Here is a 23,606-nt window from a genome sequence, read left to right as displayed (position 1 = left end):
CGCAATGTTTTTCCGTAGAGACGCACTGCAGTGCGTCTACGTATGGTTAGTAAATTGGAATTTAAATATTGGATTTTATCCCCCTTGGGTAGCAGAAATAATCAAAATATCGTCAGTTTCGTGTAGGAAGAATTCGTTCCATTTGGTTTTTGGAACAACGTTATTGTTGACAGCAACAGCGATTCCGTTTTGTTTTTGCGGAATTTCGAGATCGAGCAATGATTGAACGCTTAGCGATTCAGCATTGAATTTTTTGGTTTGTTGATTGATTTTTAGTTCCATTCCTTGTTGAGTTTAGTGTATAGATACACCTTAGGAATGGCTACAAGAGCGCATAAAAATGCGCGCAGAAGTCATCTTACTTTTCCCTACGCTAGTATGAACTAGATCAGGTTCAGAGGGTAAAATCTCAGCCTACAAGTTTGTAGACACCCCTAAAGTGTGAAGCAAATGTAATGTTTTATTTTTAAAGTTTACAGTCTCAGTCGCAGTTTTCAGTTTTAAACTGGATTTAAGTAGCTGAAATCTGCGACTGCGACTGAAAACTATTTTTTTCGCGTAAAGCAATCTTCTACGTGATCATTGACCATTCCGGTGGCTTGCATGTGAGCGTAAATAACGGTTGAACCTACAAATTTAAAACCTCTTTTCTTCAAATCTTTACTGATTTCATCAGAAAGTGGAGTAGTAGCCGGAGCATCTTTTGAGTTTTTTAAATTGTTTACGATTGGTTTTCCGTCAGTATATTTCCAAATATAATCTGAGAAAGTTCCAAATTCTTCCTGAACTTTCATAAAAGCCTGAGCGTTTGAAACTGCCGCTTTAATTTTTAACTTGTTCCGAATAATTCCGGAATTCTGCATTAACTCTTCGATTTTATCTTCAGAATAATTAGCCATTTTTTTATAATCGAAATGATCAAAAGCAGCTCTGAAATTCTCTCTTTTATTTAAAATTGTAATCCAACTTAAACCAGCTTGAAAAGTTTCAAGAATTAAAAATTCGAATAAAGTTGGGTCGTCATAAACAGGAACGCCCCATTCTTCGTCATGATATTTTTTATATAAATCGCTTGCTGAGCACCAGCTGCATCTTATTGGTTCCATTTGTTTTTTTCAAATATAAAAAAACCTCAGTTCTTTTTTTGAACGGAGGTTTAATTTAATTGATTTGTAATTTTATTTTCTCGTGTATTCAAGTAGTAAATAAATTGCACTATCATTACCCTTGGTAATTTTTAATCTTAATGTAGTTTCGTCTAATCTTAATATTTCATAGCCAAATTCATTCTTTAAGATGTCTTTAGTTGTTAAGATGTTATTTGATTTTGACCATGTTCCGTCATTGGTGTATTCTTTACATTTTGAATTTGTATATTCATACTGTAACTCCTTATAATTACCATTTTCTAAAAATTCAATTTGGTCATAACTGCAATTTCCTTCTTTATTAATAGGTAGAAAAAGTTCAGAACCATTTAAAATGTTCCCATGTTTTGTAAGCTCCCATTTTCCAATAAGTGATGCTGTTTCGTTAGCAGGTTTATCATCATTATCATTACTGCTGCATGATGATAAAAGTCCAACTGAAATAAATAAAATAGCTAGTTTTTTCATTTTAACTTAAAAATTAATTGTTTATATAAGTGCAAAAATAACAATAATTCTTACATTTATAAATTTATTTTGTAAGTTTTTACTTTATTTGTTTAATTCTAAAATTAATTTGTATTTGTAAAATTATTTTTAGAAATCAATACTTTTTACTTTCCAATTTTCCAATGATAACCTTTTACGCTCGGTATATAAGCTTTTGTTCCAATTATAATGAGATCGGTATAGATTTTCTTTTTGTATTTAATTCCGATGGCTTGTCCGGAAGTGTACATTTTATTGGCTTCGAATTTGAACTTTATTTTGGCATCAGTAAATTTAGCATCCGAAATACGTTCAATAAACCAAGTTGATTTCCATTTTATTTCAATTTCATCTTCAGCCGTTTTGGTAATGCTTTTTATCAGTTTTATTCCGTCAGCAGGAATGTTGTGATTTTCAATTAATTCCTTTTGTGTTATGGTTTCTCCAGTTTTACAATCTGATATGAATTTTTTGAAATAGGTAATTCCTAAAAACTTGTCATTTTCGATTTTTTCTACCGCAATACTGTCATTTGCAATGTCTTTATTTTCGGCAGGAATATCATCATTTGTGATTTTATCTACAATTGAGTTTTTATATTCTTTTACAGTCTCAACAGTGCTTTCTGAAATAGTTTCTATTTGATTTGAAATCTTGTCGGTGACTTCAAGTATTTGTTTTTTTGCATTTTTAGAGCAACTTACAAGACAACTTATAAGGATTGCTAAAAAATACATTTTGTAATTCCTCATTATTGTAAATGTTCTTCGTCGTTTTGGAGATTATCTTTTTCTAGATATTTTTTTATTAAATTATGACCTAAATAAATGGCAGGAGTTAGTAAAACTGCGATAGATAGTTTGAAAACATATCCGATTAATCCCGACGATATAAAAGTATCAAAATCGATTTTTCCTGGAAGCCAGAAAGCAATTCCAAGAACGATAAACGAATCAAATAGTTGTGAGATTACAGTCGATCCGGTAGTTCTGAGCCATATTTTTTTATGTCCAGTTCTTTTTCTAAAAAACCAAAAAACACTTACATCAATCAATTGCGAAACCATAAAGGCAATTATACTCCCGACAATAATCCACATACTTTGTCCAAAAACAGCTTCAAACTGATTGTCGTCAACGGGACTTATTCCTTTAGCAGCAGGGATGGTTATGGCCATAAAAAGAATGATAAAAGCGTAAGTAATCAAACATGCTGTGATAAAAGAAAGTTTTTTTACCCCTTTCTCACCAAAATATTCATTAATTAAATCGGTAGTTAAAAAAACAACGGGCCATGGAAGAATTCCGATACTCATTACAAAAGGTCCAATCTGGATTAATTTTCCTCCAATAAGTTCAGCCACAACGGCATTGGTAATAAATATTCCTGCAAGAATTACAAAGACAATCTCTTTTCGGGTTTTAAACATGTTATTTTCGTTATGATGTTTCAAATTTAAGCTATTTCTTTAAATCATAGAAATAGATAATTGTTGATATGCTTTCGATTGGTTAATTTTGGAATACTGTCATTATGGTCTTTTAAGGTTTTGATAGAATTTATAAAAATGTGTTATTATGAAAAAACAAATTGAGTTAGAAAATCCGTTGCTTCAGGAATGGTCAGGACCTTATGGAGGTGTTCCGGATTTTACAAAATATAAAATTTCAGATTTTAAACCTGCAATTGAATTTGCGATTCAGGAAAAACTGAATGAAATTGAAGTTATTGCAAATAATTTAGAAGCTCCAACTTTTGAAAATACAATTGTCGCTTTAGAGCTTTCAGGAGAAAAACTAGACAGAATTCACGCGGTTTACGGAATTTATCGATCAAATTTAAGTAGTCCAGAATTTAATGTGGTAGATACAGAAATGTCTCCAAAATTGGCAGAGATTAGTGATAAGTTATACCAAAATGATGAACTGTTTTCTAGGATTGAAAAATTATATAAATCGGAAGACAGTAAAAAGCTAAAAGCAGAACAACAGCGTCTGCTTTGGTTGTATTATACTGATTTTGTTAGGGAAGGAGCGGAGTTAAGTGCGGAAGATAAAAAAGAAGTAGCAAATATAAATCAGGAGCTTGCAGGGCTTTTTACACTTTTTAGCCAAAAATTATTAGCAGAAGAAAATGATCAATATTTGGAGTTGAATTCAGAAAGTGATTTAGAAGGATTGCCAGAAGAATTCAAAAACGCGGCAATTGCAGAAGCAAAAGAAAGAAAGCTTAATGTTTTGGCTTGTATTGGAAATACAAGATCTTCAATTGAACCTTTTTTGACTTTTTCAGATCAGAGAAAATTAAGAGAACAAGCATTTGAGATTTTTGTAAAAAGAGGTGATAATTATAATTCAAATAATACTAATGCAACTCTGGTTTCCATTTTGCAGTTACGAGCAAAAAAGGCTGAAATATTAGGTTTTAAAAATTTTGCAGAATGGAGTTTGTCGAACAAAATGGCAAAAGACCCACAGAAAACTTTGGATTTAATGCATTCTGTGTGGAAGCCAGCAGTCGAAAAAGTGAAAAATGATGTCTCGGCTATGCAGAAAATAGTGGATGATGAAGGCGGGAATTTTAAAATTCAACCTTGGGATTATCGCTATTACGCCGAAAAAGTGCGTAAAGCTAAATACGATTTAGATCAGAATGAAATAAAACAATATCTACAGTTAGAAAATCTGAGAGAAGGAATGTTCTGGACAGCTGGTGAGTTATTCGATCTCGGATTTAAACAAGTATTTGATGTTCCTGTTTATCATCCAGATGTGCGCGTTTGGGAAGTCAATAATAAAAATACAGGAGTAGTTATCGGTCTTTGGTATTTTGATCCTTATGCACGCGTAGGAAAACGTTCGGGAGCCTGGATGAACTCTCATAGAGATCAACAGAAAATAAAGGAAAATTTGCTTCCTATTGTTTCAAACAATTGCAATTTTATTAAAGGAAATAGCAACGAAGCTGTTTTGATTTCGTGGGATGATGCAACGACTTTGTTTCACGAATTTGGTCATGCACTACACGGATTGTGTTCTAATGTAACGTATCCGAGTCTTTCAGGAACTTCGGTTGCAAGAGATTATGTTGAGTTTCCTTCGCAATTATTAGAGCACTGGTTGGCAACGCCTGAGGTTTTAAATAAGTTCGCACTTCATTATAAAACAAACGAACCTTTATCTCAATCGTTGGTAGAAAGAATTGGAAAAGCAGCCAATTTTAATGAAGGTTTTGCAACGGTAGAAACGATTTCAAGTTCATTTGTTGATATGAAACTACATTTAACAACTGAAACAGTCGATCCGCATGAATTTGAAAAGAAAGTTTTAAGTGAAATTAATATGCCGTCTGAAATAGTGATGCGACATAGAATTCCTCAATTTGCTCATATATTTTCAAGTGATGGATATGCGGCTGGATATTATAGTTATTTGTGGGCAGACGTGATCAATGCAGATGCTTATGAAGCTTTTCTGGAAGGAAACGGACCATTTGATAAAAATGTTTCTGAACGTCTTTACAAAACAGTTTTAAGCGTTGGAAATATGATTGATAATGAGGAGATGTATGAGAATTTCAGAGGACATGCGCCACAATCAGATGCTTTGATGCGTGCTAGAAATTTTCCAGTAGAAAAACAGTAAAAATAAAAAAGCCCGAATAAATATTTATTCGGGCTTTTTAAATATTGAAATAATATATTAACCTAAAGTAACTCTTTTGAAACCTGTGATTTCAACATTGAATCCTTTTACGTAATCACCAACTTTTTTACTGTCATCTTTGATGAAGTTTTGATCCAGTAAAGCTTTTTCTTGATCTAAAGTAGTGTTATCAGAGATAAAACGTTGAACTTTTCCTGGAAGAATTTTGTCCCAGATTTGCTCTGGTTTTCCTTCAGCTTTTAATTCAGCTTTAGCATCTTCTTCAGCTTGTTTGATAACTTCAGGAGTTAATTGAGAGAAAGAGATGTATTTAGGAACATTTTTCAAAGTTTTTCCTAAACGTGCAGCTTCTTCGTTATCTTTTTCAATTACAGCAATACGAGCAGCAAGTTCAGACTCAACGAAAGCAGGATCAAAATCTTTGTAAGATAATGTGTCAGCTCCCATAGAAGCAACTTGCATAGAAACGTCTTTTGTTAAAGTCTCAGCATTAGCGATTGGAGCAGAAATTGCAGTTAAAGCAGCAATTTTGTTAACGTGAACGTAAGATCCAACGAAAGCACCTTCTAAAATTTCGAAACCACCGATTTCGATTTTCTCACCGATAACTCCAGTTTGCTCGATTAATTTCTCAGCAACAGTAATTCCGTTGAAATCAGAAGCTAAAAATTCTTCTTTAGAAGAGAAGTTGATAGCTCTTTCAACTAAATCTTTAGCTAAAGTAACGAAAGCCTCATTTTTACCTACGAAGTCAGTTTCGCAGTTTAAAGTAAGGATAGCTCCTTTAGTGTTGTCAGCATTGATAAAAGAAACAGCAGCTCCTTCAGAAGACTCACGGTCAGAACGGTTAGCAGCAACTTTTTGTCCTTTTTCTCTAAGAATTTGGATCGCTTTATCGAAATCTCCTTCAGCTTCAACTAAAGCTTTTTTACAGTCCATCATTCCGGCACCTGTAGATTGTCTTAATTTATTTACGTCTGCAGCAGTAATTGTTGCCATAATATTTTGAATTTTAATGTTAAAAGTAAAAATTCCATCTTCTAAATCCCAAACTCCAATTTTATTAAATTATCAACATAACGTTTTTAATTTTGTATTTGGAATTTGGAATTTAAAATTTGGAATTTAAAATTTGATTTATTCTTCAGTTGCAGGAGCAGCCTCAGCTTCAACAGCAGGAGCTTCTTCAGCAGCTTCAACTTCTTTTTCAGCACCTCTGTCAGAAAGACCTTCGATTACTGCAGTAGTCACTAAAGATAAAATTTTGTCAATTGATTTAGAAGCGTCATCATTTGCAGGAATCACGTAATCAACCTCTCTTGGGTCAGAATTCGTATCAACCATTGCGAAAACTGGAATGTTTAATTTTTGAGCTTCTTTTATTGCGATGTGTTCAGCTTTGATATCTACTACGAACAATGCTGCAGGTAGTCTAGACATATCAGCAATTGAACCTAAGTTTTTCTCTAATTTAGCACGTAGACGATCAACTTGTAAACGCTCTTTTTTAGATAAAGTGTTGAAAGTACCATCTTTCTTCATTTTATCGATAGAAGACATTTTTTTAACTGCCTTTCTGATAGTTACGAAGTTAGTCAACATTCCACCTGGCCATCTTTCAGTGATGTAAGGCATGTTTGCAGCTTTTGCTTTATCAGCAACGATGTCTTTTGCTTGTTTTTTGGTAGCTACGAATAAGATTTTTCTACCTGATGCAGCGATTTTTTTCAAAGCTTCGTTAGCTTCTTCAATTTTAGCTGCAGTTTTATATAGATTGATAATGTGAATACCATTACGCTCCATATAAATGTAAGGAGCCATGTTTGGATCCCATTTTCTAGTCATGTGTCCGAAGTGAACACCTGCTTCTAGTAATTCTTTTACTTCTATTTTGTTTGCCATTTTTGTACTAGTTTACGTTCTGTTGATTAGCAATGTATAAATGGCGATTTCTCTGGCTTTATACATTTAGATGCTAAACTATATCCTACCTCGATAGGAGAGCAACAATAACTGTGTTTTTTAATTTCAATAAATAATTGATAATGTCTTGTCCCATCTGAACAAGACAGGTAATATTAACGTTTAGAGAACTGGAATCTCTTACGAGCTTTCTTCTGACCGAATTTCTTACGTTCAACCATTCTTGGGTCTCTTGTTAATAAACCTTCTGGTTTAAGGATTCCTCTGTTTTCAGCGTTAACTTCACACATTACACGTGCTAATGCCATTCTAACAGCTTCTGCCTGACCAGTTGTACCACCTCCGTAAACGTTTACTTTAACGTCAAAGTTACCAGCGTTTTCTGTCATAGAAAGCGGTTGTAAAACTTTGTACTGTAAAGTTGCAGTTGGAAAGTAAGTTGCGAATTCTTTTTTGTTTACAGTGATGTTTCCAGTTCCTTCAGAAACGTAAACACGTGCAACAGCGGTTTTTCTTCTACCGATTTTGTGAATAACTCCCATTACTTAAGATCATTTAGGTTAACAGTTCTAGGTTTTTGAGCTCCGTGTTTGTGCTCAGCTCCTACAACAACATTTAGATTTCTAAAAAGTTCAGCTCCTAATTTGTTTTTAGGTAACATACCTTTTACAGCTTTTTCTACTAATAATGCAGGGTTTTTAGCTTGCAATACTTTAGCAGTTAAAGTTCTTTGTCCTCCTGGGTAACCTGTATGACGCATGTAAATTTTGTCATTCATTTTTGTACCTGTAAGGTTAATTTTTTCTGAGTTGATAACAATTACGTTATCTCCACAGTCAACGTGCGGTGTGTAACTTGGTTTGTACTTACCTCTTAAAATCATAGCAACTTTAGAAGCAAGACGTCCTAAGTTATGACCTTCAGCGTCAACAACAATCCACTCTTTAGTTACAGTGGCTTTGCTTGCTGAAACTGTTTTGTAGCTTAATGCGTCCATAATATTATTTTAATTAAACATTCCATCCCCAATAAAGGGGATGCAAAAGTACAATTAATTATTTTAAAACCAAATACCTGAAAGAATATTTTATCTGCTGAAAATCAGGGCTTCAGTTTTTTAATTAATTAGGGAATAAAAAAACCGTCTCTACAATAACGTAAAGACGGTTAAATATTTAGAAAAAAAATCAATTATACTATAAAAATATTGGCAATATCAACAACTTGCTGTGTCGTAAGTGGCTCATCATAAGCTTCTGAGCCTGCTGCAGCACCAAATGCAGTCGCAGTATTAAATCCTGCTTGCATCGTTACGCCTTCGCCATCATAGACTGCCTGTGTTGCCGCTGGCATACCAGCACCTCTTTCTGAATTAGAAATCCATCCTTTTAAACCTCGTAGTCTTCTCACTTCAGAAGCGTGACGAGCTTCAACAGAATGAATTTGTAAAGCGGCTGTCAATAAATCTGGTGTTGTAATTAGATTTGCTGCTTGTCCTTTATACGCTCGAACTCCTGTATCTTCAAATGCTTGTGCCAAAGCTAAAAATGTTGGATAATCTCCAAAAGGATTAAAAGCGCCACCCACTGTAAAGTCAAAAGTTGGTTTTGGAACGAAGTTAGCACTTGCAGTACCACCCAATCCAGCAATTAAAAATTTCACATGATCAGATTCGTGAGCTGCAATTTGCTGGAATACTTTTAAATCACGTCCGCCATTTTCAGAAGCTGGAATTACTCCAGAATCAAGTGCCATGGCATAAAATTCGTTTTCGAGATATTCTAAAGTCAAAGCAAATTGCAAAGCTCCAATTGGAGTGGCAGGTGTTGCGGTAATGTCTTTTGCGAAAGCTTTATTAGCCAGAGCCGATAATCCGAAAGGAATTGAGGCTAAAGCTAGATTTTTTCCGATGTTCCCAAACTGTGAAAAACTGTCTCTACGAGAACCAGTACTATTCATTAAATTGTCATCAGTAAAGGATTCTATAAATTTTAAAATGTTCATAATTTCTAAGTTTTAACGGTTAAGATTAAGGCAAGTATTTAGCTGTAAATTTTGTGGTTATAAAATTCGCAGCAATTGGCAATATTTTAGATGGATCTTTTGCATCATCTAAACCTGTTGACATATTTACAATATCATCTCCCGCAAAGTCTTTAGAATTAGGATTAATCAAACTTCTTATTGCTGAAGCATGTCTGGCTTCAACAGAAACAATTTTTCCGGCTAGTAATAGATAATCAGCTGTTTTAATTAATCTTCCAGCTCCATTATAAGCGGCAACTCCAGTGTCTTCTAATGCTTTTGCAGTAGCTAAAACTTCGGTACGACTATTGAAATTTAATGAACCATAATTAAAAGCTAAAGTTGGTAGTAATTGTGAACTAGGATCAGGAAGTGCTCCAGTTAAAGCAGCTTTGAAAAAGTCTCTGTGAACCACTTCGTGATGGTACAAATCAGTTAGAACTTGACGCTCAACACTGCTAAAAACAGTATTAAAGCTACTTGCATTAACTACTTTAGTATAAAAGTCGGCTTCCAGTTGTTCCAATGCGTATGCATAGGTTAAAACCCCAAAATCTCCAGAGCCTAAATCGAAAATACCATTTCTTACTCCCGGTAAAGAAGTGTCTGGCATATTGTTATCGTCGTCATGATCGCTGCAACCAGCTATGACTAAACCTGTAGCTGCAAGGGTTAATCCGCTGAGCTTAAGAAAGCTCCTTCTGCTATTCAATGAAGGATCAACTTCATGAATTTTAACTTCGTTTTTCATAATTAAGTTTTTTAATAGGTTAACAACAATTGGTTTCTAGTTCTCTGGTATCTAGTTATTAACGAAATTTTTGTAAGGACGGTTTTAAAAAATCGGTTTATTTAATTGTTATTTCGAAAAGAGCTACATTTTTAAATACTAATAGCTTCTTTTTGTTTTATTTTCGGTAATTCTACTATATTTGTATTAATTACATAAAATTCAATTGGATGAAAGCTAAAGCAACTCTAAAACAAATTGCCAAGGAACTAGGTGTTTCTGTTTCGACTGTGTCTAAAGCATTGAATGACAGTCCTGAAATTAGTGAACAAACGAAGGTTAAGATTAAGGAGTATGCCAAACTCAAAAATTATAAGCCGAATGTTATTGGTTTGAATTTAAAGAATCGTAAGACAAAAACGATTGGAGTAATTATTCCTAATATTCTAAATTCTTTCTTTGCGAAAGTTTTTAGTGGTATTGAGAAAGTTGCCGATAAAAAAGGGTATAATGTAATTACCTGTATTTCGAATGAATCTCTTGAAAAAGAAGTTCATACTTTAGAAATGCTGAGCAATGGAACTATCGACGGATTTATTTTATCTGTTTCTAAAGAGGCGCAAACACTTCAAGATTATAATCACTTTTCTGAGATTATTACTGATGGAACGCCAATTGTAATGTTTGATCGTATTGCAGATGAAGTAGATTGTGATAAAGTTGTGGTTGATGATTTTGATTCCGCTTTAAATTCAACGCAACATTTAATTGATTTAGGATGTAAAAACATCGCTCTTATTTCTTCTGTGGACAATATTAGTGTTGGAAGATTAAGAACAGAAGGATATTTGAAAGCTTTGAAAGACAATAATATTCCGGTTAACGAAAAAATTATTCTTCGTACCGATTCTGAAGAAGATATGAAAGCAAAAATAGAAGGAATCTTTGATCATAAAATTGACGGAATTTTTGCTTTGGATGAAAATGATTCAGTTGCCGCTTTGAGAGTAAGTTTGAAAAAAGGATATAGAGTTCCAGAAGATATTTCTATTATTGGTTTCGCAGACGGAATTTTGGCTTCAAGACGTTTGTCGCCAAGTTTGACTACAGTTAGTCAGCATGGTGTTGAAATTGGAGAAGTGGCTGCAAAAAGATTAATCCAAAGATTGGAAGAACCAGAAGGAGAAACTTCTGATTACGAAACAATCGTTATCAAAACCAAATTGAAAGAAAGAGAATCGACTCGAAAAAAATAAATAAAACGTATTGACAAAAAAAGGACTGTTTGAGAACAGTCCTTTTTTTATACATAATTTTTGTCATTTCGACGAAGGAGAAATCTCCACGAGAAGCTCTACAAAGATTGGCTTTTCTTTACGGAGTTACTTGCGGAGATTTCTCCTTCGTCGAAATGACAAGATTAGGGGGATTTTTTATTTATAAACCAACTAATCTGAATTCTAAAATTATTAATGTGCTTCTAGCCAATCTTTCCCTAAACCAATTTCAACTTCCAAAGGAACCGACATTTTAAATGCATTTTCCATTTCATGTTTAATCATTGGCTGAATTTTTTCGAGTTCGTCATTGTGAACATCGAACACAAGCTCATCATGCACCTGAAGTAACATTTTAGATTTCCAATTTCCGTCACGAAGTTTTTTGTGAATGTTGATCATGGCGATTTTAATCACATCGGCAGCGCTTCCTTGAATTGGAGCGTTTACGGCATTTCGTTCTGCTGCACTTCTTACAACGGCATTAGCCGAATTAATATCTTTTAAATAACGACGACGACCTAAAATGGTTTGAACGTAACCTTTTTCTCTGGCAAAATCAACTTGCTCAGAAATATAAGATTTAAGACGCGGATATGTTTTGTAATAAGCATCAATTAAAGCGGCACTTTCGCTTCTAGAAAGAGAAGTCTGGTTACTTAAACCAAAAGCAGAAACACCATATATAATTCCGAAGTTTACCGTTTTAGCGTTGCTTCTTTGTTCGCGAGAAACTTCATCTAAAGCTACATCAAAAACTTTTGCTGCAGTTGCTCTGTGAATATCTTCTCCGTTTTGGAAAGCGGCAATCATATTTTCTTCACCACTCAAAGCAGCGATAATTCGTAATTCAATTTGCGAGTAATCGGCAGAGATTAAAGTATGGTTTTCATCGCGTGCGACAAAAGCTTTACGAATCTGACGTCCTCTTTCGGTGCGAATTGGGATATTCTGCAAGTTCGGATTATTAGAACTCAAACGACCCGTTGCAGCAACGGTTTGCATATAATCGGTGTGAACGCGTAAAGTTTTTTTGTCAACTTGTTCCGGTAAAGCCAAAATATAAGTGCTTTGAAGTTTTACCATCTGGCGCCAGTCTAAAATCTGTTTTACAATTGGATTATCGTTGGCTAAATAAGTCAAAACCTCTTCTCCAGTTGCGTATTGACCTGTTTTGGTTTTCTTTTGTTTGGCGCCTCCAATTTTAAGTTTTTCAAATAAAATATCTCCTAATTGTTTTGGAGATGCTAAATTGAATTTCTCACCAGCAGTTTCATAGATTTGTTCTTCTAAAGATTTGATCTCAACATCCATTTCAGAAGACATTGCTTTTAAGAAATCAACATCTAAACGAATCCCTTCTGTTTCCATGTCAGCTAAAACGCTTACTAATGGAATTTCAATTTCGTCGAATAACTTTTTGGTTTCTGTTTTGTCTAATTCTGTTGTGAAGATTTCTTTTAGTTGTAAAGTAATGTCTGCATCTTCGGCAGCATATTCTTTAATATCTTCCAAAGGAACATCACGCATAGAAAGCTGATTTTTCCCTTTTTTGCCAATTAAAGTTTCAATAGATTTTGGAGAATACTTCAAATACGTTTCTGCCAAAATATCCATATTATGACGCATATCTGGATTGATCAGATAATGTGCAATCATGGTATCAAAAAGTTTTCCTTTTACAGTAACACCATAATTAGAAAGAATTTTCAAATCGTATTTTAAGTTTTGTCCGATTTTCTCAATGTTTTCATTTTCAAAAAACGGAACAAATTTATTGATTAAAGTTTGCGCTTCTTCCTGGCTTTCTGGAAAAGGAACGTAAAATGCTTTTCCTTTTTCATAAGAAAAAGACATTCCAACTAATTCTGCATGAAGCGCGTCAATTCCTGTCGTTTCAGTGTCAAAACAAACAGAAGATTGTTTTTCTAAATTTTGCAAAAGCAATTTAATTCCTAAATCACCTTGAATAGTTTGGTAAGAGTGCTCTGTGTTTTCTAAAGTGTTATAAAATGAATTTCTTGCAGCTTCTGCACTTTCGTCAAGAGTTGTGCCTCCGCCTCCAAATAGATCAAATTGATCTTCGTTTTTTGGTTGTGGTTTTTTGTATAATTTAGCGTCAGTAGCAGGAGTGCTAGTAGATTCATTTGGGCTTCCAACTTTAAATAAATTGTCAAACTGTTCTGCCATTCTTCTAAATTCTAATTCTTGAAAAATAGCATCTGTTTTTTCAATGTCTGGACGTGTAAGTTCGTAGTCTTCTTCATTAAAAGTAACATCACAATCACACATAATTGCTGCCAGTTTTTTAGAAAGAATACCTTTTTCTTTATTGGCTTCAATGTTTTCTTTCATTTTGCCTTTTAGTTTATCAGTATTTGCCAAAAGATTTTCCATTGAACCAAATTCTTTCAGGAACTTTTTAGCTGTAACTTCTCCAACACCTGGTAATCCGGGAATATTATCGACAGCATCTCCCATCATTCCAAGAAAATCAATAACCTGTTCTGGTCTTTCGACTTCAAATTTTGCCAAAACTTCAGGAATTCCCCAGATTTCAATTCCATTACCCATTCGAGCTGGTTTGTACATAAAGATGTTTTCAGAAACCAATTGTGCAAAATCTTTATCTGGAGTTACCATAAAAACTTTATAGTTCTGTTTTTCGGCTTGTTTGGCAATAGTTCCAATTAAATCATCAGCCTCACAACCTTCAAGTTCAATGATCGGAATGTGCATGGCTTTTAATAATTCCTGAATATAGGGAACAGCAATTTTAATTGCTTCTGGCGTAGCATCACGGTTGGCTTTGTATTCAACAAACATTTCAGTTCTTACATGACTACCGCCTTTATCAAAAGCAACGGCCAAATGATCTGGTTTTTCTCTTTTAATAACATCCAAAAGTGAGTTCATAAAACCCATAATTGCAGATGTGTCCATTCCTTTTGAGTTGATTCTCGGGTTTTTAATAAAGGCATAATAACCACGAAAAATTAATGCATAAGCATCTAGAAGAAAAAGGCGTTTTTGAGTCGACATATGAAAAATATTAGTGTGTAAAAATAAACAATTGAGGTTTAAAAAACGATTTGGTTTCTTAAAATTAATTTTATAGACATATAAGTGATATAAGTTCATTTTAGGATAGGCACATCTTGTGGTGTTTGATTTTGCTTCCTTATAATTGGATGAACTTACATCTCCTATATGGTGAAAAACCTTGTAACGTTAATGTCTCGTTAAAATATCGGTAGTATTGCTTTTCTTCATTTTTTCTTCATGTTCTGAGGGTAATTTTGAGGTATAAATTAAAAGGTTATTAATTCTTAAATAGTAGAAATCATGAGAAATTTTTTAATGTTACTAGTAGCAGTTTTAGGAACAAGTGCAATGGTTCAAGCTTTCCCTGCAAAAACAGGAAAAGAAACTCCAGTAAAAGAAGTAAAAGCAACCAAACATCCTAAACACAAAACTTCTAAAAAAGCCAAAGCAGAAAAAACTGAAGTTAAAACAGAAGCTCCGAAAACAGAAACTGCAAAAATGAAAAAATAATATACTTTTTGTTTTGTTTTCGAATGATTGTAAGGAAACAAAACAGGAAGGATAATTATGAAGAATGCAGGTGGTAAAAGCTGATGAAGAAATTTATCAGCTTTTTTCGTTAATGTTTTTTACAATGCAGATTTTTCTTCTTTTAAATGATTAATTTTAATTACGCTTAACTAGATTTTTATGAATATTTTGATTGTTGAAGATAATCGGGAACTTGTGGTGGAAGTTTATGATTTTTTGTGTAATGCGGGATATATCTGCAAGATTGCCCATACGTGTGCTGATGCTTTGGAGGAATTTGGCAGTAATGATTACGATGCAATGCTGCTAGATTTAGGTCTTCCTGATGGAGATGGTTTTGAAGTTTTACAGACTGTCAGAAAAACTAAATCAAAAATGGCGGTTATTGTTTTAACGGCAAGAGGTGAGCTGGATGATAGAATTAACGGATTGCATTTAGGAGCCGATGATTATTTGACAAAACCTTTTGCGTTAACTGAACTCAGCGCAAGATTATTTGCTGTTATTAGAAGAATTCACGGCTTTACTTTAAACAATCTGACAATTCACGGTTTTGTTTTACAGCTTCAGGATTATAAAGTTAGTTTTAATGATAATCCAATTAATCTAACCAAAAAAGAGTTTGATATTTTTCAATATTTAGTTCTAAATAAGAATAGGGTTATTACGCGTCTTCAGCTTACAGAACATATTTGGGGCGATATTTTAGAAATCAATTCTGATTCTAATTTTATTGATGTCCATGTTCGAAATCTTAGAAAAAAACTGGATAAACATGCACCAATAGATTGGTTTGAAACGGTTCGAAATGTAGGGTATCGTATAAACGAATAAAATTATTCTTGTGAAAATAAAACATCAATTAGCCATTTTTAACGCACTGACCAGATTGTTGGTTATTTTGATTTTATGGCTAATGTTACCGATTCTGGTAAAAAATGTTGTTTATCATCATATCAATAATAGTCTTCTGGAAAAAAAGAAAAAATTTATTGAGCATCTGAATCAGGATGAGATTAATGATTTTATAGAAAATCCGAATGATTCTACAGAAACTTTTTCTGAATTTTCGACACTTCACAGCGAGTTTTTGGTTTTGTCGCGTGTTCCGATAAAACCACATCAGAAAAAAACAACTTTTACAAATGAATATCGAAAGATTGAAGATGAAGAAAGTGAATTCCGAATCTTGCAACATTATTTTACTTATGAAGGTGTAGATTATCAACTCGAAATAGGAAGTAGTCTAACTGAAGTAAGCGATTTGACTTTTGTCATTCGTTTCTTTATTCTGATTGTTTTTGTTGTGATTCTTTTTATCACCTTTTTAGCAGATACTTTTTATATAGAATATCTTCTTAAACCTTTTTATAAAATTATTGATACCAAAATCAGGCGTGTAAACGAACCTGAAACTTTTGATCATACTCCAATAAAAGCAGCTTCACGAGATTTTAGAGAACTTGATTTTGTTTTAAATCAAATGATGGATCGCATTGCAGAAGTTTTTAAAAAAGAAAAACAGTTTATCTCAAATGTTTCGCATGAACTTTTAACCCCAATTGCCTTGCTTAAGAATAAATTGGAGAATTTATTACAAAATGAATCTTTAGATGATAACGCAATTGATAAAATAGCAGGTTCATTGAAGACATTAGACATGCTGAAAAAAATCATCAATAACTTATTACTGATTTCTAGGATTGATAACAATCAGTATGAAGCCAATGAGGAAATTAATCTTCGGGAAGTTGTTTCGGATTTACAGGAAGATCTTCAGGATCGAATTGATGATAGGGGAATTGGATTTGTAAATAAAATGAAAGAGAATTTTGTTTTTACAGGAAACAAGACTTTAATTCATATTTTGATCTATAACTTGGTAACGAATGCTATTAAATATAATAAACCAAAAGGAAGTATTTTAATAGAAGACGGTTTTGTTGAAGAGCATTATTTTATTTCGGTTAAAGATTCCGGAATTGGAATGGACGAATCGCAGCTTGAAAAAATATTCAGCAGATTTGCTCGTATAAGTTCAGATCAAGAAGGGCAGGGGTTAGGACTTGCAATTGCCCAGAGTATAGCTGCTTTTCATCACGTTCATATTAAAGTAGAATCGGTTTTAAATGTTGGAACAACTTTTAAATTGTGGTTTGAAAAAGCTAATTAAAAGTTAAAATTTATTGTAAGACTTTATCTTCATTTTGTCTTCATTTTGCGATTATATCTTTGACTTACAAATAATGAAATAATTAATCAATAAAATTTAAAGTCATGAAAAAATTAGCAATTTTAGCAGTAGCAGTTCTAGGAACATTCTCAATGGTAAACGCGCAAACAACCCCAGCTCCAGCGCAAACAAAAGAAGTGAAAGTTGCAAAGCACGATAAAAAAGCAAACAAAAAAGCTAAAGGTGAGAAAAAAGCAGAAGCTGTAAAACCAGAAGCTCCAAAAGCAAAATAAAACAACATTAAGTTGTAGATTAAATAGTTTTAAAAAGGTTGGTAGGTTAAAGCTGAAAGAGCCATCTTTCAGCTTTTTTACTTTCTATGAGTTAAATTTTTTATAATGAAAAGCAATAGCATTTTCATTCTTTGTTACTTTTGTTTAAAACTATAACAAATGATCCTTCGTTTTGTAATTCTATGCGCTCTTTTATTATTTATTGAGTTCTATTCTTATCAGGCTTTTCGAACTTTAATCAAAGCACGCTGGGTTTTGATTGGTTACCAAATCATAAGTTTACTGATTTTAATCTTTATTATATATTCTTTTTCCCAAGTAGACCGTTCTGTTGGTCAGACCAGACAATTTATGTTTACCACAGGTTTGATGCTTGTAGTTTATGTGCCTAAAATTGTTTTGACACTAATTATGTTTGGTGAAGACATTATAAGAGTTGGTGCCAGTATTTTGAACTATTTTGTTTATAATGCTCCTCGAAAGGAAATGATGCCGGATCGAAGAAAATTTGTTAGTCAGATAGCTTTAGGGTTGGCTGCGATTCCGTTTCTTTCTATTATTTACGGAATTTTTGAAGGTAAATATAATTTTAAAGTTATTAAACAGACCATATTTTTTCCGGATCTTCCAGATGCTTTTGATGGTTTTAAAATCACTCAGATTTCAGATGTTCACAGCGGAAGTTTTGATAATCCTGAAAAGATAAATTATGCTATTGATCTGATAAATCAGCAAGAAGCAGATATTATTTTGTTTACAGGAGATATTGTAAATACACATGCTAAAGAAATGCATCCATGGTTGGAAACTTTTAATCGCATAAAAGATTATAAATACGGGAAGTTTGCCGTTTTAGGAAATCATGATTATGGCGAATATGTAACATGGCCATCAGAGAAAGAAAAAGACGAAAATTTTCATCAAATTAAAAATCTTTACAGTCAAATTGGATTTAAGCTTATGCTGAATGAGCATACTTATATTCAAAAAGGAGAAGATAAAATTGCTTTGATTGGTGTTGAGAACTGGGGAGTAAATTTTAAGAAAGCTGGAGATTTAAATAAAGCTTCAGAAAATGTGCATCAAGACGATTTTAAAGTCTTGATGAGTCACGATCCAAGTCATTGGGACGCCGAAATTAAAGAGCACCCGAAGAATTTCCATCTTACTTTTGCGGGTCATACGCACGGTATGCAATTCGGAATTGAAATTCCAGGATATTTTAAATGGAGTCTGGCACAATATATTTACAAACAATGGGCAGGATTGTACGAAAACCTCGGAAGATACGTTTATGTTAACCGTGGGTTTGGTTTTCACGCCTATCCTGGACGAGTTGGGATTATGCCTGAAATAACAGTCATTGAACTAAAAAAAGGCCGTAATGTCGCTTAATTCGTTAAAAATGCTAAATTTGTATTATATTTATTTCTTTTAAAAGATTTAAAAAACTTAATTTTTTGGTTTTATGTCAAAATTTGGAGAACTAATAAATGCTCAAGTTCCAGTGTTAATTGATTTTTACACCGATTGGAATGAATCGTCAGTTTCTATGCATCCTGTTATTAAGGATGTTGCTGCAGCGCTTGGTGATAAAGCCAAAGTGATTAAAATTGATGTAGATAAAAATCAGGAACTGGCAGAAGCACTTCGTATAAAAGGACTTCCAACTTTAATGATTTATAAAGATGGACAAATGATCTGGAGACAATCCGGAGAACTTGACGCGAATACTATAATTGGAATTGTTCAAGAGCAATTTAACGTTTAAATTACTTCCTTTTTTGATGTTATTTAGTGAATAATATCAAATTGATATCCGTTTTCTTTTAAAAAATGCAGTGTTCTTGGTAAAGCAAATCTTAAATTTGGAGAAGCTTTTATACTGTCATGAAAAACAATTACACTTCCTGATTTTACATTCTTAGTAACATTTTCAAGACACTTTTCAGGAGTTATACTTTGGTCGAAATCGGCACTTAAAACATCCCACATTACAATTTTGTAACCTAGTCTTCGTAAGATTTTAGATTGTGCTTTTTTGATTTTTCCATAAGGAGGTCGAAACAATAAACGACGCGGTGCTTTTTCTTGTTCATCTAAAACCTCTGCGCAGTTTTTTACATTTTCGATGTATTCATTAGTGTGAATTTTCCAGCCATTAACATGATTCATGGTATGGTTTCCAATGGAATGTCCGTCAGTAATTAATTTTTCAAATAGGGCTAAATTGGCTTTTATGTTTTTTCCGATGCAGAAAAAAGTAGCTTTTGCATCAAACTTTTTCAATTCTGATAAAACCCAATCTGTAATTTCGGGAGTAGGGCCGTCATCAAACGTCAAGTATATTTTCTTTTCATTGTTAGGAATATCCCAGCAATATTTAGAAAATACCTTTTTTATAAATGCGTTAGTTTTTACCCAATAAAAGCTCATCTTGAATTGAATTTACAGTGTATGTAAAAGTAAAAAATGCAGCTCTATTTATCAAACAGTGCTGCATTTTTTTAATTGTTAAGATTTTCGTATATTATCTATTCTTTTTCACGTCCAAAACGCTCAAAAACATTTACATAAGTGTTAAACGTGGTTTTGTGTTTGTTGTAAAAAGCATTGTCTTTGTTGTCCTGCATTACATGTAATAAACTTCTGTAACGTTCAATATCTGTAATAATATCTACTGCTAAATCTGTTTGATCAGAAGGAGTTAATGTACCGTAATAGTTTAGATTCTCATTGTATTTTTTAACAAGTTTGTTTAGGAGATCCTGTGCTTTAGCGGTTTCTCCAACTTTGTAATAACCATCTGCAAAAGATTCAACTAAAGAGTAATATCCAAATTTGTCTAAAGGCATTTTGGTAATAGCTAAATTAATTATGTTTTTAGCTTTGTCAATTTTGCCTTCCTTAATAAGTTGATTCATTAATCTTGAAAGATTAGTACGGTATGTAATACTGTTTCTTCTTGTTTCAGGATCGTGATAAATGTTTCCGTCACTATTGCCCCAATCCCATTTCATGACAATATTATACATTTTATCTGCATCAATTTGTCCCATGTCTAGTGGACCTCCATCTTTAGAAGGAGTGTTTTTTACAGGAACCAATTTATAGACCATTCCGTCTAATTGCAGATAATCTTTCAACCATAAGTAGTCTTCATCATCAAAAGCACCTCCACTAAAGTAAATTGGTCTTTTCCAATTGTTATTAGCTAAGATGTCAAGCATCATTAAACGGTTTTTGTATAAAGCGCTTCCTTTGATGTCAATATCCAAATAAGGAACAATTGAATCGTTGTATTTAGGATTAACTACTTTGTTTTGAATGATAGTATTTTTGTCAACGTTCACTCTAATTTTGTTAGTTGGATAGAAATGAATTGTCTGTCCGTTTTGTAATCCAACAGTTGATTTAGGATTTTTGATGAAATCAATAAAATCTTTAATGTTCCAACGTGTGTCGATTTTCTGAATATAAACAGTATAGTCTAATCTATCTCCAACATATTGATCGTGTGTGAACGAAATAGGAAGCGGATTAGATTCGTATGCTTTGGCTTTCATTTGATCAATGTACCAATCTGTCATAAATAAACTTGTATTTACGATTTTAACATCTGTTCTAAAATGCTCAATTTCCTGTGCGTACCAAAGCGGGAAAGTATCGTTGTCTCCAATGGTAAATAAAATAGCATCTTTGTCACATGAGCTCAGATAAGCTTTTGCCATTGCTACAGCGGTATATCTTCCAGATCTATCGTGGTCATCCCAGTTTTGAGCAGCCATTAAAACTGGCGCAGCTAATAAACTTCCGGCAATAATAACTGGTCCTGCAATTTTTGGGGCCAAATATTTCTGGAAACTTTCATAGAGTGAATAGACTCCGAATCCGATCCAGATAGCAAAAACATAGAAGGAACCTACAAGTGCATAATCTCTTTCGCGAGGTTCAAAAGGTCTTTCATTTAAGTATATTTTTAATGCGATTCCAGTAAATAAGAATAGGGCCAGAAGAACATAAAAACTTTTTAAATCTTTATTAGCATGATACATTAAACCAATTAATCCTAAAATAAATGGAAGGAAATAATAGGCATTACGACCTTTGTTGTTTAATACGTCTGAAGGTAAATTGTCCTGAGATCCTAAGTGAATTGAATCTAAAGGTTTGATACCGCTGATCCAGTTTCCGTCCAAATTATCATATTTACCCTGAATGTCATTCTGACGTCCAACAAAATTCCACATTAAATATCTCCAGTACATGTATCCGAATTGATATTCAAACATAAAACTAAAGTTATCCGCAGTAGATGGTTTTTCAACTAATAAGTATTTTCCATAGCTTCTTAAGAATTTTACATAGCCTTCGTTGTCAATCTGCTTTTGAGCATAAGCATGTCTGAATTCAGAAACCGTTTTTTCAACTTCATTGCGTAATTGCGCAGTTGCTTTATTGTATTCGTCTTCACTTAATTGACTTGCATCAATTCCGTATTCAGCTAAATCTTCATCATAACTATGATTTGGATCGATTCTGAATTTAGGAGGATTGGTAAAGTTGATATAGTTTTGAATGTGAGGGGTATCTGTACTCCACATTCTAGGTAGAACTGCTTTCTGGTTGTCATCAGAATTTTGTTCTGCATTTTTATAATTGTTGGTAATGATATATTTACCAGTTTTATAGTCTCTTTCGTAGTTTGGTTTCTTATCTAAATAAGGTGTTTTGGCATCAAGACCAGCAAAAAGTTCCGTGTATTGAGGTCCGTAAAATAAAGGATTTACACCATATTGCTCACGATTATAATAAGCTAAAACCTCAGTAGCATCTGAAGGCTTGTTTTCATTAATAACAGTGTTGGCATTGGCACGAACAGGAAGCATTAACCAAGTTGAGAAACCAATAAGGATGAATAAAATACATAATATTATTGTGTTGTAAAATATGAATCCTTTTTGTTTGGTATATTTTAATCCAAAATAAAAGAAAGCAACAAGTAACAATGCAACAAATATGGTTCCTGAGTTAAATGGAAGTCCCATGCTGTTTACCATGAAAATTTCGGTTTTTCCGAAAAATGCCATAGTTAATGGAAGAAGTAATTTGAAAATAAACAATAAGATTCCAATAACAACTACATTGGCGATAAGAAAGTTTTTGATGGTAACTTTTTCGTAGTGTTTGAAATAGTACAAAAATCCAATTGAAGGAATAGTTAAAAGAGCCATGAAGTGAACTCCAAAAGAAAGTCCGACAACTAGAGAAATAATTAAAAGCCATTTGTTTCCTTTTGGTTTATCCATGTCTTGTTCCCAACGTAAACCAAGCCAGAAAAGTAGCGCAATTAATAAAGAAGCCATTGCGTAAACTTCGGCTTCTACAGCATTAAACCAGAAACTGTCTGAGAATGTATAAGCTAAAGCGCCAACAAAAGAGCTTCCTAAAATAACAATTGAATTATTTTGATCGATCTCAGCAAAACGTGCTATAATCTTTTTTAAGATCATAGAAGACGACCAGAACATAAATAATATAGTAAATGCGCTAGAGAAAACAGACATCATATTAACCATAACAGCTACATGTTGAGCGTCTATTGCAAACATTGCAAAAAATGCACCCATCATTTGGAATAACGGAGCTCCTGGTGGGTGACCTACTTCAAGTTTGGCTGCGGTAGCAATATATTCTCCGCAATCCCAAAAGCTCATTGTAGGTTCAACTGTTAATGTGTAAGTAATTAAAGCGATTGCAAATGCAAACCAACCAATAATTGTATTCCATTTATTGAAATTGAATTGTGCCATATTTAGGTGTTAAAAATTTGAAAGTTTTCTATCCTACAAAGAAAATGTTTTTTTATGTAAAGAATAGAGCATTAACAAAAAATTCTACAAAACTATCCTTGAATAGTAATTTGTTGTTTGTGAGTGCTTTCTGTTATTGTGTGAGATTGTAAAGTGAAAAAAAACTAAAATTTTGATTTTTTTTAGTTAAAAAGTTTGCACAAACTAAATAAAGCCTTAAATTTGCACTCGCTTAAACGCACTGCTGGTCTATGGTGTAATGGTAACACTACGGTTTTTGGTGCCGTCTTTCTAGGTTCGAGTCCTAGTAGACCAACATAAAAAGCCTCTCAGAAATGAGAGGCTTTTTTTATGCAAAAAAGTTTCGTTTAAAATTTGCATAACTAAAATAAAGTTTTAATTTTGCACCCGCTTAACCGCACTGCTGGTCTATGGTGTAATGGTAACACTACGGTTTTTGGTGCCGTCTTTCTAGGTTCGAGTCCTAGTAGACC

At 33.2% G+C, this 23,606-nt stretch carries 22 protein-coding genes, 1 tRNA gene and 1 riboswitch; of the genes, 9 read left to right on the top strand and 14 right to left on the bottom strand.

What is annotated here, in order from left to right; translation table 11 throughout:
• Window positions 1–75 precede the first annotated feature (75 nt).
• From thiS to NQQ59_RS11950, 5 genes are all read right to left on the bottom strand, one after another.
• Window positions 76–282 (bottom strand): sulfur carrier protein ThiS, encoded by a 207-nt coding sequence (gene thiS / locus NQQ59_RS11970; RefSeq protein WP_144215500.1) that lies wholly within the window; start codon window positions 280–282, stop codon window positions 76–78.
• Window positions 283–348: 66 nt separating this feature from the next.
• A riboswitch (TPP riboswitch) is annotated at window positions 349–446 on the bottom strand.
• A gap of 99 nt (window positions 447–545) precedes the next feature.
• The gene (locus tag NQQ59_RS11965; protein ID WP_144215499.1) at window positions 546–1,106 is read right to left on the bottom strand and encodes a DNA-3-methyladenine glycosylase I; all 561 of its coding nucleotides are present in this window, start codon (window positions 1,104–1,106) and stop codon (window positions 546–548) included.
• 72 nt (window positions 1,107–1,178) lie between these two features.
• On the bottom strand, window positions 1,179–1,616 hold the full coding sequence (locus NQQ59_RS11960) for a lipocalin-like domain-containing protein (protein WP_144215498.1): 438 nt from the start codon (window positions 1,614–1,616) through the stop codon (window positions 1,179–1,181).
• Between the two features lie 146 nt (window positions 1,617–1,762).
• Entirely contained in the window at window positions 1,763–2,374 is a 612-nt protein-coding gene (locus NQQ59_RS11955; protein WP_144215497.1) for a hypothetical protein, read from the bottom strand.
• A 14-nt stretch (window positions 2,375–2,388) separates the two neighbouring features.
• Window positions 2,389–3,066 (bottom strand): queuosine precursor transporter, encoded by a 678-nt coding sequence (locus tag NQQ59_RS11950; RefSeq protein ID WP_144215496.1) that lies wholly within the window; start codon window positions 3,064–3,066, stop codon window positions 2,389–2,391.
• Between the two features lie 148 nt (window positions 3,067–3,214).
• On the opposite strand from NQQ59_RS11950, the gene NQQ59_RS11945 reads away from it, so the two are divergent.
• Complete coding sequence (locus NQQ59_RS11945) at window positions 3,215–5,281, top strand: M3 family metallopeptidase (protein WP_144215495.1); 2,067 nt, start codon at window positions 3,215–3,217, stop codon at window positions 5,279–5,281.
• 57 nt (window positions 5,282–5,338) lie between these two features.
• Here NQQ59_RS11945 and tsf read toward each other — a convergent pair whose 3' ends face one another.
• The 6 genes from tsf to NQQ59_RS11915 all read right to left on the bottom strand — a co-directional run bounded on the left by tsf (window position 5,339) and on the right by NQQ59_RS11915 (window position 10,001).
• Window positions 5,339–6,301, bottom strand: a complete 963-nt coding sequence (gene tsf / locus NQQ59_RS11940) for a translation elongation factor Ts (protein WP_109191768.1) — start codon at window positions 6,299–6,301, stop codon at window positions 5,339–5,341.
• 138 nt (window positions 6,302–6,439) lie between these two features.
• Window positions 6,440–7,204 (bottom strand): 30S ribosomal protein S2, encoded by a 765-nt coding sequence (gene rpsB, locus NQQ59_RS11935; protein WP_095927954.1) that lies wholly within the window; start codon window positions 7,202–7,204, stop codon window positions 6,440–6,442.
• Between the two features lie 176 nt (window positions 7,205–7,380).
• On the bottom strand, window positions 7,381–7,767 hold the full coding sequence (gene rpsI, locus NQQ59_RS11930; RefSeq protein ID WP_035645327.1) for a 30S ribosomal protein S9: 387 nt from the start codon (window positions 7,765–7,767) through the stop codon (window positions 7,381–7,383).
• Window positions 7,767–8,222, bottom strand: a complete 456-nt coding sequence (gene rplM / locus NQQ59_RS11925) for a 50S ribosomal protein L13 (protein WP_026728617.1) — start codon at window positions 8,220–8,222, stop codon at window positions 7,767–7,769. Before rplM ends, rpsI begins: the two co-directional genes overlap by 1 nt.
• Before the next feature lie 194 nt (window positions 8,223–8,416).
• Window positions 8,417–9,229, bottom strand: a complete 813-nt coding sequence (locus NQQ59_RS11920; RefSeq protein WP_144215494.1) for a ferritin-like domain-containing protein — start codon at window positions 9,227–9,229, stop codon at window positions 8,417–8,419.
• A 25-nt stretch (window positions 9,230–9,254) separates the two neighbouring features.
• A complete protein-coding gene (locus NQQ59_RS11915) occupies window positions 9,255–10,001 on the bottom strand; it encodes a ferritin-like domain-containing protein (RefSeq protein WP_144215493.1) in 747 nt (248 codons plus the stop codon).
• Between the two features lie 209 nt (window positions 10,002–10,210).
• Here NQQ59_RS11915 and NQQ59_RS11910 point away from each other — a divergent pair, with 209 nt between their 5' ends.
• The gene (locus tag NQQ59_RS11910) at window positions 10,211–11,236 is read left to right on the top strand and encodes a LacI family DNA-binding transcriptional regulator (RefSeq protein ID WP_144215492.1); all 1,026 of its coding nucleotides are present in this window, start codon (window positions 10,211–10,213) and stop codon (window positions 11,234–11,236) included.
• A gap of 213 nt (window positions 11,237–11,449) precedes the next feature.
• On the opposite strand, the gene polA is transcribed toward NQQ59_RS11910, so the two are convergent.
• Window positions 11,450–14,299: a DNA polymerase I gene (gene polA, locus NQQ59_RS11905; RefSeq protein WP_144215491.1), complete on the bottom strand. Its 2,850-nt coding sequence runs from the start codon at window positions 14,297–14,299 to the stop codon at window positions 11,450–11,452.
• Between the two features lie 303 nt (window positions 14,300–14,602).
• Here polA and NQQ59_RS11900 point away from each other — a divergent pair, with 303 nt between their 5' ends.
• The 6 genes from NQQ59_RS11900 to NQQ59_RS11875 all read left to right on the top strand — a co-directional run bounded on the left by NQQ59_RS11900 (window position 14,603) and on the right by NQQ59_RS11875 (window position 19,070).
• On the top strand, window positions 14,603–14,812 hold the full coding sequence (locus NQQ59_RS11900; protein ID WP_144215490.1) for a hypothetical protein: 210 nt from the start codon (window positions 14,603–14,605) through the stop codon (window positions 14,810–14,812).
• 180 nt (window positions 14,813–14,992) lie between these two features.
• Window positions 14,993–15,667, top strand: coding sequence for a response regulator transcription factor (locus NQQ59_RS11895; protein ID WP_144215489.1), 675 nt, complete (start codon window positions 14,993–14,995; stop codon window positions 15,665–15,667).
• Between the two features lie 10 nt (window positions 15,668–15,677).
• The gene (locus NQQ59_RS11890; protein WP_257698245.1) at window positions 15,678–17,006 is read left to right on the top strand and encodes a sensor histidine kinase; all 1,329 of its coding nucleotides are present in this window, start codon (window positions 15,678–15,680) and stop codon (window positions 17,004–17,006) included.
• Window positions 17,007–17,110: 104 nt separating this feature from the next.
• Window positions 17,111–17,299, top strand: a complete 189-nt coding sequence (locus tag NQQ59_RS11885) for a hypothetical protein (RefSeq protein WP_144215488.1) — start codon at window positions 17,111–17,113, stop codon at window positions 17,297–17,299.
• Window positions 17,300–17,458: 159 nt separating this feature from the next.
• Window positions 17,459–18,694: a metallophosphoesterase gene (locus NQQ59_RS11880; RefSeq protein WP_144215487.1), complete on the top strand. Its 1,236-nt coding sequence runs from the start codon at window positions 17,459–17,461 to the stop codon at window positions 18,692–18,694.
• A gap of 73 nt (window positions 18,695–18,767) precedes the next feature.
• On the top strand, window positions 18,768–19,070 hold the full coding sequence (locus tag NQQ59_RS11875) for a thioredoxin family protein (RefSeq protein ID WP_109191779.1): 303 nt from the start codon (window positions 18,768–18,770) through the stop codon (window positions 19,068–19,070).
• Between the two features lie 23 nt (window positions 19,071–19,093).
• Here NQQ59_RS11875 and NQQ59_RS11870 read toward each other — a convergent pair whose 3' ends face one another.
• Together NQQ59_RS11870 and NQQ59_RS11865 are read right to left on the bottom strand one after the other, a co-directional pair.
• Window positions 19,094–19,735, bottom strand: a complete 642-nt coding sequence (locus NQQ59_RS11870) for a polysaccharide deacetylase family protein (protein WP_144215486.1) — start codon at window positions 19,733–19,735, stop codon at window positions 19,094–19,096.
• Window positions 19,736–19,833: 98 nt separating this feature from the next.
• Complete coding sequence (locus NQQ59_RS11865) at window positions 19,834–23,112, bottom strand: glycosyltransferase family 117 protein (RefSeq protein ID WP_144215485.1); 3,279 nt, start codon at window positions 23,110–23,112, stop codon at window positions 19,834–19,836.
• 245 nt (window positions 23,113–23,357) lie between these two features.
• On the opposite strand from NQQ59_RS11865, the gene NQQ59_RS11860 reads away from it, so the two are divergent.
• A tRNA-Gln gene (locus tag NQQ59_RS11860) sits at window positions 23,358–23,428 on the top strand.
• The last annotated feature ends 178 nt before the right edge of the window (window positions 23,429–23,606 follow it).

Source organism: Flavobacterium panacis (assembly GCF_024649945.1).
In the GTDB taxonomy this organism is placed as follows: domain Bacteria; phylum Bacteroidota; class Bacteroidia; order Flavobacteriales; family Flavobacteriaceae; genus Flavobacterium; species Flavobacterium panacis.
Note: the sequence above shows the minus strand (reverse complement) of the source record. Positions and strands in the feature narration are given on the sequence as shown.

Bases quoted from the DNA above. Each gene is read 5' to 3' on its own strand.
- thiS (WP_144215500.1), bottom strand. From the start codon at position 282: ATGGAACTAAAAATCAATCAACAAACCAAAAAATTCAATGCTGAATCG.
- NQQ59_RS11965 (WP_144215499.1), bottom strand. From the start codon at position 1,106: ATGGAACCAATAAGATGCAGCTGGTGCTCAGCAAGCGATTTATATAAA.
- NQQ59_RS11960 (WP_144215498.1), bottom strand. From the start codon at position 1,616: ATGAAAAAACTAGCTATTTTATTTATTTCAGTTGGACTTTTATCATCA.
- NQQ59_RS11955 (WP_144215497.1), bottom strand. From the start codon at position 2,374: ATGTATTTTTTAGCAATCCTTATAAGTTGTCTTGTAAGTTGCTCTAAA.
- NQQ59_RS11950 (WP_144215496.1), bottom strand. From the start codon at position 3,066: ATGTTTAAAACCCGAAAAGAGATTGTCTTTGTAATTCTTGCAGGAATA.
- NQQ59_RS11945 (WP_144215495.1), top strand. From the start codon at position 3,215: ATGAAAAAACAAATTGAGTTAGAAAATCCGTTGCTTCAGGAATGGTCA.
- tsf (WP_109191768.1), bottom strand. From the start codon at position 6,301: ATGGCAACAATTACTGCTGCAGACGTAAATAAATTAAGACAATCTACA.
- rpsB (WP_095927954.1), bottom strand. From the start codon at position 7,204: ATGGCAAACAAAATAGAAGTAAAAGAATTACTAGAAGCAGGTGTTCAC.
- rpsI (WP_035645327.1), bottom strand. From the start codon at position 7,767: ATGGGAGTTATTCACAAAATCGGTAGAAGAAAAACCGCTGTTGCACGT.
- rplM (WP_026728617.1), bottom strand. From the start codon at position 8,222: ATGGACGCATTAAGCTACAAAACAGTTTCAGCAAGCAAAGCCACTGTA.
- NQQ59_RS11920 (WP_144215494.1), bottom strand. From the start codon at position 9,229: ATGAACATTTTAAAATTTATAGAATCCTTTACTGATGACAATTTAATG.
- NQQ59_RS11915 (WP_144215493.1), bottom strand. From the start codon at position 10,001: ATGAAAAACGAAGTTAAAATTCATGAAGTTGATCCTTCATTGAATAGC.
- NQQ59_RS11910 (WP_144215492.1), top strand. From the start codon at position 10,211: ATGAAAGCTAAAGCAACTCTAAAACAAATTGCCAAGGAACTAGGTGTT.
- polA (WP_144215491.1), bottom strand. From the start codon at position 14,299: ATGTCGACTCAAAAACGCCTTTTTCTTCTAGATGCTTATGCATTAATT.
- NQQ59_RS11900 (WP_144215490.1), top strand. From the start codon at position 14,603: ATGAGAAATTTTTTAATGTTACTAGTAGCAGTTTTAGGAACAAGTGCA.
- NQQ59_RS11895 (WP_144215489.1), top strand. From the start codon at position 14,993: ATGAATATTTTGATTGTTGAAGATAATCGGGAACTTGTGGTGGAAGTT.
- NQQ59_RS11885 (WP_144215488.1), top strand. From the start codon at position 17,111: ATGAAAAAATTAGCAATTTTAGCAGTAGCAGTTCTAGGAACATTCTCA.
- NQQ59_RS11880 (WP_144215487.1), top strand. From the start codon at position 17,459: ATGATCCTTCGTTTTGTAATTCTATGCGCTCTTTTATTATTTATTGAG.
- NQQ59_RS11875 (WP_109191779.1), top strand. From the start codon at position 18,768: ATGTCAAAATTTGGAGAACTAATAAATGCTCAAGTTCCAGTGTTAATT.
- NQQ59_RS11870 (WP_144215486.1), bottom strand. From the start codon at position 19,735: ATGAGCTTTTATTGGGTAAAAACTAACGCATTTATAAAAAAGGTATTT.
- NQQ59_RS11865 (WP_144215485.1), bottom strand. From the start codon at position 23,112: ATGGCACAATTCAATTTCAATAAATGGAATACAATTATTGGTTGGTTT.